The organism is Paenibacillus sp. FW126-R14 (assembly GCF_058789495.1).
Window position 1 is genome coordinate 55,691 of sequence record NZ_JBYTBS010000006.1, and the last position, 15,931, is coordinate 71,621.

General features: G+C 50.0%; 13 protein-coding genes. All 13 read right to left on the reverse strand.

The window, feature by feature from the left end; translation table 11 throughout:
* Positions 1-96: 96 nt before the first annotated feature.
* Complete coding sequence (sigE, locus tag AC3WRW_RS06015; RefSeq protein ID WP_171686195.1) at positions 97-819, reverse strand: RNA polymerase sporulation sigma factor SigE; 723 nt, start codon at positions 817-819, stop codon at positions 97-99.
* 198 nt (positions 820-1,017) lie between these two features.
* The gene (spoIIGA, locus tag AC3WRW_RS06020) at positions 1,018-1,941 is read right to left on the reverse strand and encodes a sigma-E processing peptidase SpoIIGA (RefSeq protein WP_492545443.1); all 924 of its coding nucleotides are present in this window, start codon (positions 1,939-1,941) and stop codon (positions 1,018-1,020) included.
* Between the two features lie 235 nt (positions 1,942-2,176).
* Positions 2,177-3,313 (reverse strand): cell division protein FtsZ, encoded by a 1,137-nt coding sequence (gene ftsZ / locus AC3WRW_RS06025; protein WP_492545444.1) that lies wholly within the window; start codon positions 3,311-3,313, stop codon positions 2,177-2,179.
* A 30-nt stretch (positions 3,314-3,343) separates the two neighbouring features.
* Entirely contained in the window at positions 3,344-4,591 is a 1,248-nt protein-coding gene (gene ftsA, locus AC3WRW_RS06030; protein WP_492545445.1) for a cell division protein FtsA, read from the reverse strand.
* Between the two features lie 297 nt (positions 4,592-4,888).
* Positions 4,889-5,782 carry a cell division protein FtsQ/DivIB gene (locus tag AC3WRW_RS06035; protein ID WP_492545446.1) on the reverse strand — a complete coding sequence of 298 codons (894 nt, stop codon included), beginning with the start codon at positions 5,780-5,782 and terminating at the stop codon, positions 4,889-4,891.
* 126 nt (positions 5,783-5,908) lie between these two features.
* Positions 5,909-7,177: a UDP-N-acetylglucosamine 1-carboxyvinyltransferase gene (gene murA, locus AC3WRW_RS06040; RefSeq protein ID WP_492545447.1), complete on the reverse strand. Its 1,269-nt coding sequence runs from the start codon at positions 7,175-7,177 to the stop codon at positions 5,909-5,911.
* Between the two features lie 15 nt (positions 7,178-7,192).
* Positions 7,193-8,098, reverse strand: a complete 906-nt coding sequence (murB, locus tag AC3WRW_RS06045) for a UDP-N-acetylmuramate dehydrogenase (protein WP_492545448.1) — start codon at positions 8,096-8,098, stop codon at positions 7,193-7,195.
* 205 nt (positions 8,099-8,303) lie between these two features.
* On the reverse strand, positions 8,304-9,374 hold the full coding sequence (gene murG / locus AC3WRW_RS06050) for an undecaprenyldiphospho-muramoylpentapeptide beta-N-acetylglucosaminyltransferase (protein ID WP_492545449.1): 1,071 nt from the start codon (positions 9,372-9,374) through the stop codon (positions 8,304-8,306).
* A gap of 6 nt (positions 9,375-9,380) precedes the next feature.
* Positions 9,381-10,478, reverse strand: coding sequence for a stage V sporulation protein E (gene spoVE / locus AC3WRW_RS06055; protein WP_492545450.1), 1,098 nt, complete (start codon positions 10,476-10,478; stop codon positions 9,381-9,383).
* Between the two features lie 103 nt (positions 10,479-10,581).
* The gene (gene murD, locus AC3WRW_RS06060; RefSeq protein ID WP_492545451.1) at positions 10,582-11,976 is read right to left on the reverse strand and encodes a UDP-N-acetylmuramoyl-L-alanine--D-glutamate ligase; all 1,395 of its coding nucleotides are present in this window, start codon (positions 11,974-11,976) and stop codon (positions 10,582-10,584) included.
* A 3-nt stretch (positions 11,977-11,979) separates the two neighbouring features.
* Positions 11,980-12,885 carry a phospho-N-acetylmuramoyl-pentapeptide-transferase gene (gene mraY, locus AC3WRW_RS06065; RefSeq protein ID WP_492545570.1) on the reverse strand — a complete coding sequence of 302 codons (906 nt, stop codon included), beginning with the start codon at positions 12,883-12,885 and terminating at the stop codon, positions 11,980-11,982.
* A 126-nt stretch (positions 12,886-13,011) separates the two neighbouring features.
* A complete protein-coding gene (locus tag AC3WRW_RS06070; RefSeq protein WP_492545452.1) occupies positions 13,012-14,397 on the reverse strand; it encodes a UDP-N-acetylmuramoyl-tripeptide--D-alanyl-D-alanine ligase in 1,386 nt (461 codons plus the stop codon).
* Positions 14,394-15,881 carry a UDP-N-acetylmuramoyl-L-alanyl-D-glutamate--2,6-diaminopimelate ligase gene (locus tag AC3WRW_RS06075; RefSeq protein ID WP_492545453.1) on the reverse strand — a complete coding sequence of 496 codons (1,488 nt, stop codon included), beginning with the start codon at positions 15,879-15,881 and terminating at the stop codon, positions 14,394-14,396. The genes AC3WRW_RS06070 and AC3WRW_RS06075 overlap by 4 nt, the downstream gene beginning before the upstream one ends.
* Positions 15,882-15,931 lie beyond the last annotated feature (50 nt).

Below are 15,931 nucleotides of genomic sequence, written 5' to 3' on the forward strand. Positions count from 1 at the left end.
GACTCCTGAACAATTTCGACATTGCCTGCGAAAAAATATTTTTCACAAAAAAAAGAGAGGCAGGATGGCAACGCCATCCTCAGCTCTCCTTTTCCCTTATACCATCTTATTAAATTCCTTGCGAAGCCTTTTAATGATCCGCTTTTCCAGCCTTGAGATGTACGATTGCGAGATCCCCAGCAAATCGGCAACGTCCTTTTGCGTTTTTTCCTCGCCATCCTGTAAACCGAAACGCAGCTCCATAATTATTCGCTCACGCTCGCTTAGTTTATCCAGCGCCTTATGCAGCAGCTTGCGGTCGACTTGTTCCTCGATGTTGCGGTAAATGGTATCGTTCTCCGTTCCGAGCACATCGGACAACAGCAGCTCATTGCCGTCCCAATCAATATTCAGCGGTTCATCAAAAGATACTTCCGTTCGTATTTTACTGTTCCGCCGCAGGTACATTAGAATTTCATTCTCAATACACCGTGAGGCGTACGTAGCGAGCTTTATCTTTTTCTCAGGATCAAAAGTGTTCACCGCTTTAATTAAGCCAATAGCGCCGATGGAGACCAGATCCTCGATATTGATGCCGGTATTCTCGAATTTCCTAGCTATATAAACAACCAATCGCAGGTTGCGCTCGATCAGCATCGCTCGAATCGCCGCATCTCCGGACGGTAATTTTTCCAATAAGTATTCTTCTTCTTCTCTTGTTAGCGGAGGCGGCAATGCTTCGCTTCCACCTATGTAATAGATTTCTTCTCCCTTGAGGCCAAGAAGCATCAATATTCGGTAGTACGTTAGTTGAAAAAGCATTTTCCACTTCAAGAACATGATCGTTTCCTCCTAAGAGTTTTCCGTAGGAAAACTTGCATCGTAAGCATAAGCTGAGTTTTGCCTAAGCAAAACTAAACTTCGTAAGCACTCTCTGAGTTTTCCGTAGGAAAACTTGCATCGTAAGCATAAGCTGAGTTTTGCCTAAGCAAAACTAACTTCGAAAGCATTTGCAGAATCGTATGCGCTATGGAACTACTAACCGGCCGATACTAACGCCGGATGAATAATCGCTTGATAGGAGCCGTCGTTGCAAAGCTTGCCTCCGTCCAGACCGATGAGTACCTTCGATGCTTCAATTTGCGTATGATTATGGGTAATCACCACCTTATCCGGCTTGATGGCCAGCATGAATTGGGTGTTCCGGTTAACCCCCCGGTAAGGTACGAGACGCATGCGGTCCTGCCAGATAAACTCCTCCTCACCCAAACCGCTTATAATTTGGTCAACATCGGCTGAGCGAATCCTCTGAAGCCATTCCGCAGGCAGTACATCGCCCCATTCGGATACTTCCATCACCATGACAGGGGTGCGCGTTAACGGATCATACAATTGATTGCCGGTATCAATGAGCCCTTTGCAAGAGGCTGTGTATTCTCCTACGTGAATCGTAACCTCCGCTACAAATGTTGTCAGCACCTCACGCTGCTTCGAGCTTTGCAGCACCGTTCTGAACCACCACAGCAAAGGCATCAGCAACAACAAGACAAAAAGTACGCTGCCAATCTGTACTTGGAACACGGCCACGCCAGATTGGGTAAATACGATCCCTTTCATGACATCCGATGAGGATGCAAGAACATAATGGATGCCAAACATGCCGCCTGCGACAGCAAAATTTACTAAGAGGAACGTTCCGAGGTTTCTCAATAAATTTTGTAAAGAACCGAACCCGAAAGCAGTCATAATCATCCCTATACAAAACATACATTTCACAGAAAATGTAAAAAGAAATAAAGGCACCGGCAAGAACATAATGACGACATAGGAGGCTCCTAAGAACGACGAACCTGCAATTCTCCACCACTTGAACGGTATTTTCCGTGTTTTGGCCGTTACAATCAGCATGGCCGCATCCATCAGAAAGTTCAGCAGGAAGATGAGATCCGCGTAGACGATCACAATGTCCTCACCTCCATGAAAGATGCTTTTTCAACCATTTTCCTGACGAAACTTTCTGGTTCTAAATCAGTATAGGGCAATCCTAGTTCAAAGTCTGTCTAAACTTGCTAGTAGGGAGCTACTTTTTTTGTCAGTTGATGAAGCCTATTTCTCAACTAGAAAAGCCTTAAGAATAACAAAAAACCGAAGCCGCTACATGACGTAGGACTTCGGTCTCTTTACAAGTTTCGTGTAATTATTTGTCGTTATTCCGTCCGCGATTGCGCAGGAACGTCGGAATATCCAATTGATCGTTAGATGGCTGCGAGCCGAACGGCTTAAGGTTATTCAAGCGGTTGTCCGAAGCTGCGGATGACGATTGAGGCTGCTCTTGGTGACCGGTTACCGGACGCTTGGCAGGTTGACTTATATGGGAAGTCTTATGCTCGAACCCTGTAGCGATTACCGTTACTAGAATTTCGTCTTTCAGCTTCTCATCGATAACCGCACCAAAAATCATGTTCACTTCGATATCGGAAGCAGATGCCACGATATCCGCCGCTTCATTGACTTCGTACAAGCTTAGATTCACACCGCCCGTGATGTTCATCAAAACCCCGCGAGCGCCTTCGATGGACGTTTCCAAGAGCGGTGAGGAAATCGCCTTTTTCGCTGCTTCTGCGGCACGGTTCTCTCCTGTTGCCACTCCGATTCCCATTAGGGCGGAGCCGCGTTCCGTCATGATCGTTTTCACATCGGCAAAGTCCAAGTTAATAAGCCCAGGAACCGCGATCAAGTCAGAGATCCCTTGAACGCCTTGACGAAGTACGTTATCCGCTTCGCGGAATGCTTCGAGCATAGGCGTCTTCTTATCTACGATTTCCAAGAGACGGTCGTTTGGAATAATAATCAGTGTGTCTACTTTCTCTTTCAGAGCAGCAATCCCTTGCTCTGCTTGCAAGGAACGTTTGCGACCTTCAAATGTAAACGGACGCGTAACAACACCAACGGTTAATGCGCCCACTTCTTTGGCGATTTCGGCAATAACCGGCGCAGCTCCTGTTCCCGTACCGCCGCCCATCCCTGCAGTAACGAATACCATATCAGCGCCGCGAAGCGTGTTCAGAATCATCTCCCTTGACTCTTCTGCCGCTTTCTTCCCTACTTCCGGGTTTGCGCCTGCGCCAAGACCGCGCGTCAGCTTGTCGCCGATTTGCAGTTTATGAACCGATTTCGCGAGGTGCAGCGCTTGAGCGTCCGTATTCACGGTAATAAATTCAACGCCCTTTACGCCGTTCTCGATCATACGATTCACAGCATTGCTGCCGCCGCCACCTACGCCGATGACCTTTATTTGAGCCAACTGTTCCATATCCATATCAAATTCAAACATGTGAGTCATATCCCCCTAACGTTGCTTTCACTATATAAATTCACTGAAAAAACTTTTAACACGTTCGATAAAACCAGGTTTTGTGCTTTCGGAGGATTTTTTGGGTACAACCTTTGTTGCCATTTTTTTGGAGAAACCGGAATTCCGGTTTTTCATGTACTTGGAAACGAATTGAATGATGCCAACACCGCTTGTATAAGAAGGATCGCGCACACCGATGAAATCAGGAACGGCAATTCTTACAGAGGTAGCAAGCTCGGCTTGCGCGACGGAGAGTACGCCAGGCATACAAACGGTTCCGCCTGTGAGCACATACCCACCGGCTAAATCGCTGTATCCAAGACGATGCACTTCAGCACGGATCATTTGGAAAATTTCTTCAACGCGGGGTTCAATAATATTCGCGAGATCGACTTGCGAAAACTCTTTTTCCACATTGCTTCCCATTCTCGTAACCTTGAATACTTGATCGGGGGCTGAGTCTTCTACCGATGCGCAACCGTATTTCAGCTTTATTTTCTCTGCGATTTCGAGCTGAGTACGAAGGCCTATCGAGATATCATTGCTGATATACTCACCGCCGATTTGAATCGTTGATGTGGCTAGCAGATTCCCTTGTTCAAACACGGCGATCGTCGCCGCACCTGCACCTACATCAACCAAAACGGTTCCAACCGCTTTCTCATCCTTGGATAGTGCCAACTGACCGGAAGCAAGCGACATTAAGATGAGACCTGCGACCTTAAGTTCGGATTTCTCCACAACGCGGATTAAATTATGTATCCCCGTCTTCGCGCCTGTGATAATCGTCGCTTCAACTTCTAAACGAACGCCTATCATGCCGCGAGGATCGTTAATGCCTTCTTGTCCATCAACTAAGTACTGCTTAGGTACGACTCCAATAATTTCACGCTCGGGAGGTAATGCGATGACTCTGGCCGCTTGAATGACACGATCGATATCCTCTTCACCGATTTCTCGGTCTTCATTGGAGACAGCTACAACGCCGTGACTCGACTGAAGAGCAATATGATTTCCTGAAATTCCAACGTAAACCTCGGAAATTTGTACGCCGACCATTCGTTCAGCATGATCAACGGCGCTTCTTATGGAATGTACGGTTTGATCAATATCCACGATGGCGCCTTTACGAATACCCTCTGACTCGGCAGATCCCACACCTATTATATTAATGGTTCCGTTAACAACTTCCCCAATAATAGCACGAACCTTGGATGTACCGATGTCTAAACTAACAATGATGTCATTGTTGCTCAAGCCCCTGGCACCTCCTATAACTTGGATAATAAAGTGTTTTCATTACATTTACATAAATACGTATTCCACACAACCGCCATTTTCCCTCTTTTTTCAACATTTTTTTTGCCGGAAACAAAGTCGTTTTTTTAAACAGTTAATTTTCAAAAGAATATAAATTTATCATGTCTAGTAATTGCACTTACATTTCTAGGCTTTAATAGGATACTATTTAACCATAAAACTAATTTTAACATTAATTTTCATGCTTGAGTAGTCCATCAAACCGTTTTTTTCTCAGGAAGGACGCGAGGTTTCCTAGGATGACGATTTCGTCGTTCCTTTTGGAGGCTGCTTCGTTCCGGCCTTATTGCCATCCTTGTTAGGATCGGCCGTCTGGCTGTTCGAGCCGTTTCCAGCTTTTGGACCGGAAGCGTTGTTCGAATCGCTGCCCGATTCTTCGTTTGGTTCGAATGGCGCGTGATATTCTACTTCTAGCATTTTGATAATGCCGCTAGTAATATGATCCTCTTGTAAGCTTGCAATATAAGCAGGCAGATTGTCAATTTTCTCGGGCAAGTAGGCAATCGTGGTGTACACTTCAAACTGCGATCTCGTGTACAGCTTGATTTTGTCGGGATACGGTTCCGACGGATCCGGCTTAATCTCGGAAATATCCGAGAGCGCGCTCTCCGGGATTTCACTCAGCACTTTGCACAGTGCGGCCTTATTCGGATCTCCGTCCGTCCACCCTGTCAAAATGGGCATATCCAGCGGAATGCTGCTGCCGGCAGGCAGTTCGACGACAGCCCCGTCGGCAAGCACAGCTTGCTTCTTGCCGTCTGTACCGATTTGGAAGGCAACCTTCGGAAATTCCTGCACCGTAATTTGCACAACACCGGGGAAATGTTTCTTCACTACCGCCGTCTTCACCATAGGAAGCGCGGAAATACGCTGCTCAATCGTCCGGGAGCTGAACGCAAAGAAACGGTCGCCGACGGCAATTTGACTGGCTTGTCCGATCGTTTCCGTGGACATCAGTTCATTTCCTTCAACTTCAATGGCGCTTACACGGCTTAGCGATGACTGCATAAATAAAATGAATAAAATGATGGCGAAAAAAATAAATAAGAAAATGAGCAGCTTCCGATTGGTACGCGCTCGCGGCTTGGGAACTGGCGGCAGAGCGGGCACGTTGCGGTCGTCAGACAAGATGGGCACCACCTAATAGTTTCATGTGAAGGCTAATTTTGACAAACTTGTATGTAAAATCGAATGAAACCGTGAATCCCCGCCTGTGTCCAGGAAGGGATGCGCGGCACTCATTAAACTGTTCAGTCACTCGCTTGGAACAGGCGATTGGCGATGCACGGAGGCTCCCAACCTTGACAGCATATGTTCAATTCTATCATAGCCTCTATCGATATGATGAATTTGCTCAACGATCGTCGTACCATGCGCAGCCAGACCGGCGATAACAAGCGCTGCGCCAGCACGTAAATCCGTCGCCTCCACCGTCGCTCCGTACAGCCTCGGAACGCCCCGTATAAAGGCTGAGCTCATATCCACACGGATATCTGCGCCCATTCGGGACAGTTCATCTACGTGTTTGAATCTACCTTCGAAGATTGTCTCTTTCATTACGCTCAGTCCGTCTGCTAGAGATAACAGCACCATGACCTGAGATTGCAAATCGGTCGGAAAAGACGGATGCGGCGAAGTCACGATTCGTTCAACGGACTTCGGTCTTGTCGGACAGCTTACATGTATTATATCACCGTCCGTGATGATTTGAACACCTGCACGCTTTAGGACGTGAATGACAGAGGTTAAATGGGCGGGGTTAACCTTTTCCAAGGTAATGTTCCCCTTCGTTGCAGCAGCGGCCACCATGAAGGTTCCGGCTACAATCCGGTCTGGAATGATGCGGTAGGTGCACGGTGACAGAGAGGCCACGCCACGAATGGTAATCGTATCTGTGCCTGCTCCGATAATGTCAGCGCCCATGGCGTTCAGGAAGTTTTGCAAATCCTGAATTTCCGGCTCCCGCGCCGCATTATAGATCGTTGTGATGCCTTCGGCTTTCACAGCAGCCATCATGATATTTTCCGTAGCTCCGACGCTTGGAAAATCCAGAACGATTTCGCTGCCATGCAGCGATTCTGCCGTGCAAACAATTTTGTTTGCGAATTCTTCAATGTGGGCACCGAGAGCCTGAAGCCCTTTCAGGTGCAAATCGATTTTACGTTCGCCGATCGCGCAGCCGCCGGGTTGATACACCGTGACGCTGCCAAATCTGGCGAGCAGCGGACCCATTAGAAAGATGGAGGAACGCATCTGCCCCATCAACTCTTCAGGAATGTGCGAGGAATTAGCTGTGGATGTTGTGATGGATACCGTATCCCCTTGCTGTTCGGCACGACAGCCTAGCGCACAAAGGATGCGCAGCATCGTGTCGATATCCAGCAAATTAGGAACATTATGCAGAGTATGAGTGCCGCTAGCCAGGATGCAGGCTGCTAAGATTGGTAATGCGGCGTTTTTCGCGCCGTGTATCTGGATGGCTCCCGTGAGTGGTCTTCCACCTTCGATAACGAGCTTCTCCAAAATTCCACCTCCGATTTACCTCTCACCCATCACCAGTACTTCCGGTACAAGCGATATTCCGTACTGTTTCAGTACGATATCCTGCACCTCCGCTATGAGAGTGAGAACGTCCTCGGCTTTAGCATCTCCGGTATTCACAATGAAATTGGCGTGCAAGGTGGAAATTTCCGCACCGCCGACGCGTTTGCCTTTCAGGCCAGCCTCTTCGATGAGCTTTGCAGCGAATCCCCCTTTGGGGTTGCGGAATACACTTCCAGCACAAGCTAATTGAAGCGGTTGTGTGCGGAGACGCCGATCCCGGTAAGCCGCCATGGCCCCCGCGATTTCTTTGCGTTCCCCAACCTGTAATTCAAAGACAGCTTCTGTTACGATGCCGGGCAGTGTGTGCAGAATGGAATGCCTGTAGGCGTACTGCAAATCCTCCGCCTGCATCGTGACCAATTCTCCTGTGTCCAAGATGACTTCAGCCTGCTTGAGTATGCGTGACACATCAGACCCGTGAGCCCCTGCATTCATGTAGACGGCGCCTCCCACAGAACCGGGAATGCCCGAAGCAAACTCCAGTCCGGTTAAACCTTCTTTGGCCGCCAATACGGACAATTTAATGAACGAATAAGAGCCGCCGACATGAACTGTCGCACCTTCAAAGCGCAAAGTCTCCAGTGCCGTGCCGAGTTTGATAACGACTCCCCGGATTCCTTTGTCGCTGACAAGCAGGTTAGAGCCCCGACCGATGATCGTCCATGGCACTCCGCGTTGATGCAGGAAACGGATGACAGCGGCAACCTGCTCCTTCGTGTTTGGGAGAATCAGACAATCGGCCGGACCACCGATTTTCCAAGTCGTATAAGGGGCTAGTCGCTCATTCGTTCGAATCTCGCCAATATTTGCTGCCCGTAAGTCGGATATTAACTGCTGCATGGGAAAACCTCCTTCACAGAACGTAGGGCGAAATTATCGAAAAATCGGTTGGAAGCTCCGTAATTTCAAAAATACGGGCCAAATCTGAAGATGGCCGGGCTTCAAGCTTTGGCGCCGTATTAAGCCTTAGGTGTCTGTCACGGTTATAGTATAGTTTATGTAAGATCGGATAGAGTGTGACAATCGCCTATTCGCTTTCGCAAAACTAACCCGATAAGCTATAGGATTCAATCAGTTTAACGATCGCTGCAACGGCATCGCCGCCGCTTTGAGATTGCATGGCTGCCTTGTAAGTCTCTCTGTTTGCATAGAGAGCCTCCAGGCGGGTAAGCAGCGTCTCCGCTGTTAGTTCTTCTTCTTGCAGGACATCCGCGTATCCCGCCTTCTGAAACGATTTTGCATTCAGAATTTGGTCACCACGGCTCGCTTGCAGCGATAATGGAATCAGCAGCATAGGCTTCTCCAATGCCAAAAACTCGTAGATGGAAGTAGCCCCAGCCCGGGAAATAACCAGCTCCGTCATCGCCAGCACATCCGGAAGCTCATCGTTTAAGTACTCAAATTGCTTATACCCGCGCGTTCCTGCAAGCTCTTCGGCAACATTGCCTTTTCCGCACAAATGGACGATTTGGAACTGCTCCAGCAAGCGGGGCAGATTGGATCTGACGGCTTGGTTGATGACCTGGGAGCCTAAGCTGCCTCCCATAATCAAAATGACCGGCTTTTGCTTATGAAAATCGCACAGCTGGTAACCGCGCGATGCTTTGCCGACTGTCATATGCTTGCGGATCGGCAGGCCGGTAAGAACGGCTTTTTCTTTTTGTACATGCTGCATAGACTCCGGAAAAGTGACGCACACCTTTGTTGCCAAAGGAATGGAAATTTTGTTCGCAAGCCCGGGCGTCATATCGGATTCATGAATAATGACCGGTACTTTGTTCATCCGGCTGCCCAAAACAACCGGGACGGAAACGAACCCGCCTTTCGAAAAGACGATGGCGGGCTTCAGACGACGGAGCAGTCTATATGATTCATACACGCCTTTCATAACTCGGAAAGGGTCTTTGAAATTTTTCAGATCGAAATACCGGCGTAATTTCCCGGAAGATATCGGGTAAAAGGGAATCCCTTCGCGCTCGATAATGTCTTTCTCGATGCCTGCAGCCGAGCCTATGTATTTAATTTCCCAACCTAACTCCTTCAGCCTATGCATGAGAGCAATGTTAGGCGTAACATGTCCTGCGGAGCCTCCTCCGGTAAAGACAATTGTTTTCATTCCCTGTCACCTCGAATAGCGGGATATATTGAGCAGGATGCCGACCGATGTCAGCATAAGCGTCAATGACGAACCACCTGCACTTATGAACGGCAGTGTAATGCCCGTAACCGGAAACATTCCGATTACAACACCAATATTAATAATAACCTGAACGGCAATCATGCCGATAATGCCGACAGCGATTAGACTCGCAAACGTGTCCGGGGCCGTAATCGCCGCACGCATCCCCCGCCATACAAGGATGGTAAACAGCAGCAGCACTAAAGTTCCGCCGATAAATCCAAGCTCTTCCGCAATGATGGAAAAAATAAAGTCGGTTTGCGGTTCAGGCAAATAGCTGTATTTCTGGCGGCTCATCCCCAGGCCTAAACCTACTAAACCTCCGGGTCCGATCGCATACAGCGATTGAATCGATTGATAGCCTGCGCCGAGCGGATCCTGCCAAGGATCCAGAAAAGCCGTAATCCGCTTTAGCCGGTAGGGAGCGGCGATGATGAGCCCTATGAAACCGGCAACCCCTATCATACCCAGATACGAGAGATGAAGCAATCTTGCGCCTGAGATAAAGATGATCAGCAGCGATGCGCCGACAAGCACAGCGCCGGTTCCCAGGTCGGGCTGCAGCATAATCAAGCCGAAAGCAAGGCCCATAATCCCTAGAGGGGGCAATAGCCCCTTGGAAAACTGGGTGATTTTGGACTGCTGCTCGGACAGCATTTTGGATAAATAAAGAATCATGCCCATCTTCATAAATTCCGACGGCTGAATACCGAATGCGCCGATCCCCAGCCAGCTTCTGGCTCCGCCGCGAACGACCCCAATGCCGGGAATCAACACGATAATCAACATGATAAAACAGACAATTAACGTGATTCGGGCTATCTTTTTCCAAAGAAGATAATCGACATTCATCGTAAAGAACATGGCGATGATCCCCAAAACAGCGAAAATCAACTGTCTTTTCAAGTAATACAACGAATCTCCGAACTCGCGGAAAGCAAGTACGCTGCTCGCACTGTAAACCATAATAATGCCAATTGTCAAAAGCAGCAAGGTTGGAATAATAATCCAAATATCAGGAGCAGACCGTGATTTCCCCATAACAGACACCTCTTTATGTGTTCTGGGCCACATCCAGAGGATGTTCAGCCAAACAGGCAACGATACCGTCGCCTGCCAGCAAACACATGTGGATAAGCCCTATTTAAAGGTTATGCACGGACTCCTTAAACATGCGTCCCCTGTCCTCATAGGAGGGGAACATATCCCAACTTGCGCAAGCCGGTGAAAGCAGGACGATATCTCCGGGTTCGCTCATCCGCCAAGCAAGCTGAACGGCCTTAGCGACTGCATCCGCTGCATCCTTAGCAGTATCGACGGTTTGTATGGAGCTAATTCCTGCCAATTCGGCAATATGTGCAATTTTCTCTTTGGTCTGCCCCAATGCGACAACGCCTTTAATCCGTTCGCGGAATACAGGCAGCAGTTCCATATAATCGGAACCGCGGTCCAATCCGCCTGCGATCAGAATTAGCTTCTGGTCGAAAACTTCAATGGTTTTAATGGTTGCCGCAGCGTTGGTAGCCTTCGAGTTATTATAAAAGGTAACGTCCTCCAGCTCTCTCACAAGCTCCAGACGGTGTTCTACGCCTTGGAAGCTTCTGAGCACATCCGCTATGGCCGTAAGCTCAACGCCCGCTGTGAGGGCCGCTGCAGCTGCCGCCAGCGCGTTCTCAACGTTGAAGCTGCCGGGAATCCCTATTTCGCGCGCCGGCAAAATCGGCGTAACGTCGCCTCGTCCGTTCGCGTAAACCAGCATGTCAGACGTTGGATCGAAGTACATCCCGAACGGCAATGCTGCTTTCATCGAGAATGGAAACAGCTTCGCCTTCAGCGTTGGAAGGAGAGATTGGCAGACCGGATCGTCCCAATTCAATATTGCCGTATCTTCCTCCGTTTGATTGGCGAACAGCTTCGCCTTCGAAGCTATATAGTCATCCATCGAACCATGGTAGTCCAGATGAGTTTCGTACAAATTTAATAACAGCGCAATTCGCGGACGGAAGGATGTCGTGCCTTTCAGTTGAAAGGAGCTCAGCTCCACCACCATCCAATTGTCAGCTGTAACTTCAGGGGCCGCTTCCGTCAGCGCGCGTCCGATATTCCCCGCCACCACTGGCGACAGCCCTGCTGAATCCAACATTAATCCAATCAATGTCGTCGTTGTCGTTTTGCCGTTTGAACCTGTAATACCAATAATCGGAGCTTTGCAGAACTGAAATGCGACCTCCACTTCGGTAACGACTTCAATCCCCAATTCCAATGCTTTGCGGACCGGCTCTACTGCATACGGGATGCCGGGGTTTTTGACGACCAGCGCAACGCCCTCATGCACCAAGGACTCCGGGTGGAACCCGCATACAACAGAAATACCCAGAGCCTCCAATTCGTCGGCTTCAGGGCATGCGCTGCGCTCTTTTTTATCGTTGACCGTGACCAGGGCTCCTTTTTGATGAAAAAGCTTAGCCGCAGCGACACCGCTGCGAGCCAAGCCCAGAACAACCACTTCAAGTCCACGATATTCACGCGGATGCTTCATGTTCTACAACACCTCATTCATATATAATCCGAGTACGGCAAGTACGAGACCGACGACCCAGAATGTGATAACGACACGCCATTCCGACCAGCCGACCAACTCAAAGTGATGATGGATCGGACTCATTTTGAACACACGCTTGCCTCTTGTCTTAAAAGATACCACTTGAATGACTACGGAAAGGATTTCTATCAGGAATACGCCGCCAATGACCGCTAACAGCAGCTCAGCTTTGGTCAAAATAGCAACGGCCACCAAACCGCCGCCGATGCCGAGAGAGCCTGTGTCTCCCATGAACACTTTGGCCGGATGTGCGTTAAACACAAGGAAACCGAGCACGGCCCCCACCATGGCCGCCGAGAAAATCGCAGCTTCAGGCTGTGTGTTGTTCATCGCAATGACCGTATAAGCGCCAAAGGCAATCGCACTTGACCCTGCAAGCAAGCCATCCAGCCCATCGGTGAAGTTCACCGCATTGGAAGCTCCCAGCATGAGGATCGCCATCAGAGGGAAGTACAACCAGCCCGGATTGAAATGGAATTCCACAAACGGGATATATAAGTCCGTGCTATGTCCTTTCATTACAAGCAAGTAGCAGACAATAGCGGAGATCAAAAGCTGTCCGAACAGCTTCTGTTTGGCGGTAAGGCCAAGAGAGCGCTTGAAAATGATTTTGATGTAATCGTCGAGAAAGCCGACGAGCCCATACCCGAGCGAAGCGATCAGCAAGATCAACAGATTTGCATTTTTATCAGCAAAACGAAGCGTCGCCAAGGCGAGCGCCAGCAAAATAATGACGCCTCCCATGGTTGGCGTGCCTTGTTTTTTCAAGTGCGCCTGCGGTCCGTCCTCACGGATTTGTTGACCAAATTTCATACGCCGCAAAATCGGAATGAAAAGCGGCCCCATAATAAGCGCAAGCACGAATGCCACGCCTATTGTTAATAAAATTGCGTTTTCCACGTCGGTTCCCCCTGCTCGTTTCCGCCAACCGAAAACGATCTACTGTTTCGTATTAGTTATTTCAGCGCCTAATCAGGCGAGTAAGGCATTCACAACTTGCTCAAGACGCATCCCGCGCGAGCCTTTCACGAGCACAAGATCGTCCGCCCGCGCTTCAGCCGCAAGCTCGCGAGCGAGGAGCTCTTTGTCCTCGAAGGTTCGCACGCGATCCTTCGGGAAACGGGCCGCCGCTTCCTCGGCAATGAAGCGGCTGAGCCGGCCGAACGTGAACACGCTGTGTACACGTTCCGCAGACAGCATCGCGCCAATCTCGCGATGGAACTGCTCTTCGTGCTCGCCAAGCTCCAGCATGTCGCCGAGCACGAGGAACTTCCGGCCGAAGCCGCCCAGCTGCTCGGCCAATGTGATGGCCGCCCGCATGGAGGCCGGGCTGGCGTTATACGCATCGTTCAGCACCGTCAGCCCGGAGGCTGCCGTCAGCTTCTCGATGCGCATGCTTGTCATCTGCAGCGAGCGAAGCCCCGCTGCTGCGTCTTCCGGCTGAACGCCGAAGGCTTCGCCGATGGCGAGGGCCGCTAACGCGTTAATGACGTTATGCGTGCCGAGCAAGGGAATGTACAATTCCGGGTAGCCCGGTGAATTGAGCCGGAAGTGCGCGCCGTCCGCATCCATGCGGATTGCGGTCGGATGCTTCGCATTGCCTTCGCCGTGTCCAAAGCGGAGGCGGCGAAGCCCCTCCGGCAGGCTGCGCTCGGCGAGCGCCTGCTCGATGAGCGGCTCGTCGCCGTTGTACACGAGCAGGCTGCCGCTTGGCATGCCGCTTACGATCTCCACTTTCGCCCGGGCGATTTCTTCGCGCGAGCCGAGCTGGAGCATGTGCGACTCGCCGATCATCGTGATGATCGAAGCCTCCGGCTCGGCCAAATGGCTGAGCAGCTCGATTTCGCCGCGTCCGCTCATGCCCATTTCGACTACGGCAAATTCCGTCGTTTCTTCCAGCTGCAGCAGCGTAAGCGGCAATCCGATATGATTATTGAAATTCCCTTTTGTTTTATGCACCTTATACGTACTGCCCAAAACGGCAGCGACCAAATCTTTCGTCGTCGTTTTTCCGTTACTGCCCGTAATGCCTACGATGCGCACTGACAACTGCTTTCTATAGGCTTTGGCCAGCTGCTGCAAGGCAGTGAGCGTATCCGCCACACGGATATGCGGAACACCTGCCGGCGCCTCTCCGCGATTCTCCTGCCATAAAACAGCTGACGCCCCTTTATGATAAGCTTCCTCCGCATACGCATGTCCGTCAAACGTTTCCCCAATCAGCGGGACAAAAAGACTGCCGGCCGGAATCGAGCGAGTATCGGTTGAGACGCCCGCTATGTTCACGGTGCCGCCAACAGTCCCCAATACTTCACTCCCCAACATGTCTGCAATTTGTTGTAATGTACGTTGGATCATCGTGTTCTCCCCTTTATCGCAGCCTTAGCCACCAAACGATCATCGAAATCATGCTTGACCCCCATGATATCCTGATAAGTTTCGTGGCCTTTTCCCGCTATCAATATTACATCTTTGGGGCCTGCCCCATCAATAGCCTTTTGTATCGCTTTTTTGCGATCCGCAATCAATTCATACCGGCTCTCAGGATAACCGGCTTCCTGCAGACCTGGAACAATGTCCTGCAGAATCGCCTCCGGATTCTCGGTGCGGGGATTATCGGACGTTACATACAAATAATCGCTATAGGAGGACGTTACCTTCCCCATCAAAGGACGCTTCGTTCTGTCACGGTCCCCGCCGCAGCCAAATACGGTGATCACCTTGCCCTCCGCAAACTCGCGGACCGTGGACAGTGCGTTCTCGAGTCCATCCGGCGTATGGGCATAGTCAACCAGAACCAAATAATCCTGCCCCTCATCGACAACCTCCATGCGTCCGTCAACAACGGCAATGCTTTCTAAGCTATTCTTGATCGCCTCGAGAGAAACACCTTCCGCCAAAGCAGCTGCAATAGCACCTAGAGCGTTATACACATTGAATTTACCAACCAATTTCATTTGAAAATAAGCTTCACCGGCAAAAGAAACGAGCTTGAACGCCGTGCCTTTTGCCGTCATGCGGATGTCGGTCGCCCGTACATCGCAAGGATGCTCAATGCCGTATGTAATCACCTGCGCTGCCGTAAGTCTGTTGAAAGTTTCCGATGCTTCGTCATCCGCATTCAAGATTGCGTATTGACGGTCTTTGAGATCGCCGGAGAACCCGTTCCCCAATCTGGAGAAAAGAAGTCCTTTCGCAGCTGCGTAGGCTTCCATCGTTTTGTGATAGTCCAAATGATCCTGGGACAAGTTCGTAAAAATGCCCGAGCGGAAATGAATCCCTTTCACCCGGCCCATCTCCAAAGCATGGCTGGACACCTCCATGATGCAGTAATCCGTCCCCGCCTCGCACATGCTGCGGAAGCTGCGCTGCAGATCGACGGACTCTTGGGTCGTCCGTTCCATCTCGGTATAGGTATCCCCGATTTTCATTTGAATGGTTCCCATGAGGCCTGTCGCAAAGCCTTGATCCCGCAATATTTTTTCCAGCAAATAAGTCGAGGTCGTCTTGCCGTTGGTTCCCGTAATTCCAATAATCTTCAGTTCTTTGCTCGGATATCCGTAGAAATGGGCAGACAAAGCCGCCATCGCATATCTGGCATCCTTCACAACCAGCTGCGGAACCGGCACATCCAGCACCCGTTCCGTAACAAGCGCAGAAGCCCCAAGCGCAATCGCTTTTGGGGCATAGTCATGACCGTCAACTGTCAGTCCAGGGATGCACAAAAACAAATCGCCTGGTTTTATTTTACGAGAGTCTGCTTCAATCCCCGTAATCTCCGTATCCGAATTTCCATGTATGTGGGTGATGAGCAGTACCGAAGCAAGCTCCTGCAGTTTCATGAGCAACCCTCTCCTTAACATTTTTCCTATCTATTATGGACAATTTTATG

Coding starts and splice junctions, on each gene's coding strand:
- sigE (WP_171686195.1), bottom strand. CDS start 819: ATGTTCTTGAAGTGGAAAATGCTTTTTCAACTAACGTACTACCGAATA.
- ftsZ (WP_492545444.1), bottom strand. CDS start 3,313: ATGTTTGAATTTGATATGGATATGGAACAGTTGGCTCAAATAAAGGTC.
- murB (WP_492545448.1), bottom strand. CDS start 8,098: ATGCAGCAGTTAATATCCGACTTACGGGCAGCAAATATTGGCGAGATT.
- murG (WP_492545449.1), bottom strand. CDS start 9,374: ATGAAAACAATTGTCTTTACCGGAGGAGGCTCCGCAGGACATGTTACG.
- spoVE (WP_492545450.1), bottom strand. CDS start 10,478: ATGGGGAAATCACGGTCTGCTCCTGATATTTGGATTATTATTCCAACC.
- murD (WP_492545451.1), bottom strand. CDS start 11,976: ATGAAGCATCCGCGTGAATATCGTGGACTTGAAGTGGTTGTTCTGGGC.
- mraY (WP_492545570.1), bottom strand. CDS start 12,885: ATGGGGCCGCTTTTCATTCCGATTTTGCGGCGTATGAAATTTGGTCAA.
- AC3WRW_RS06070 (WP_492545452.1), bottom strand. CDS start 14,397: ATGATCCAACGTACATTACAACAAATTGCAGACATGTTGGGGAGTGAA.
- AC3WRW_RS06075 (WP_492545453.1), bottom strand. CDS start 15,881: ATGAAACTGCAGGAGCTTGCTTCGGTACTGCTCATCACCCACATACAT.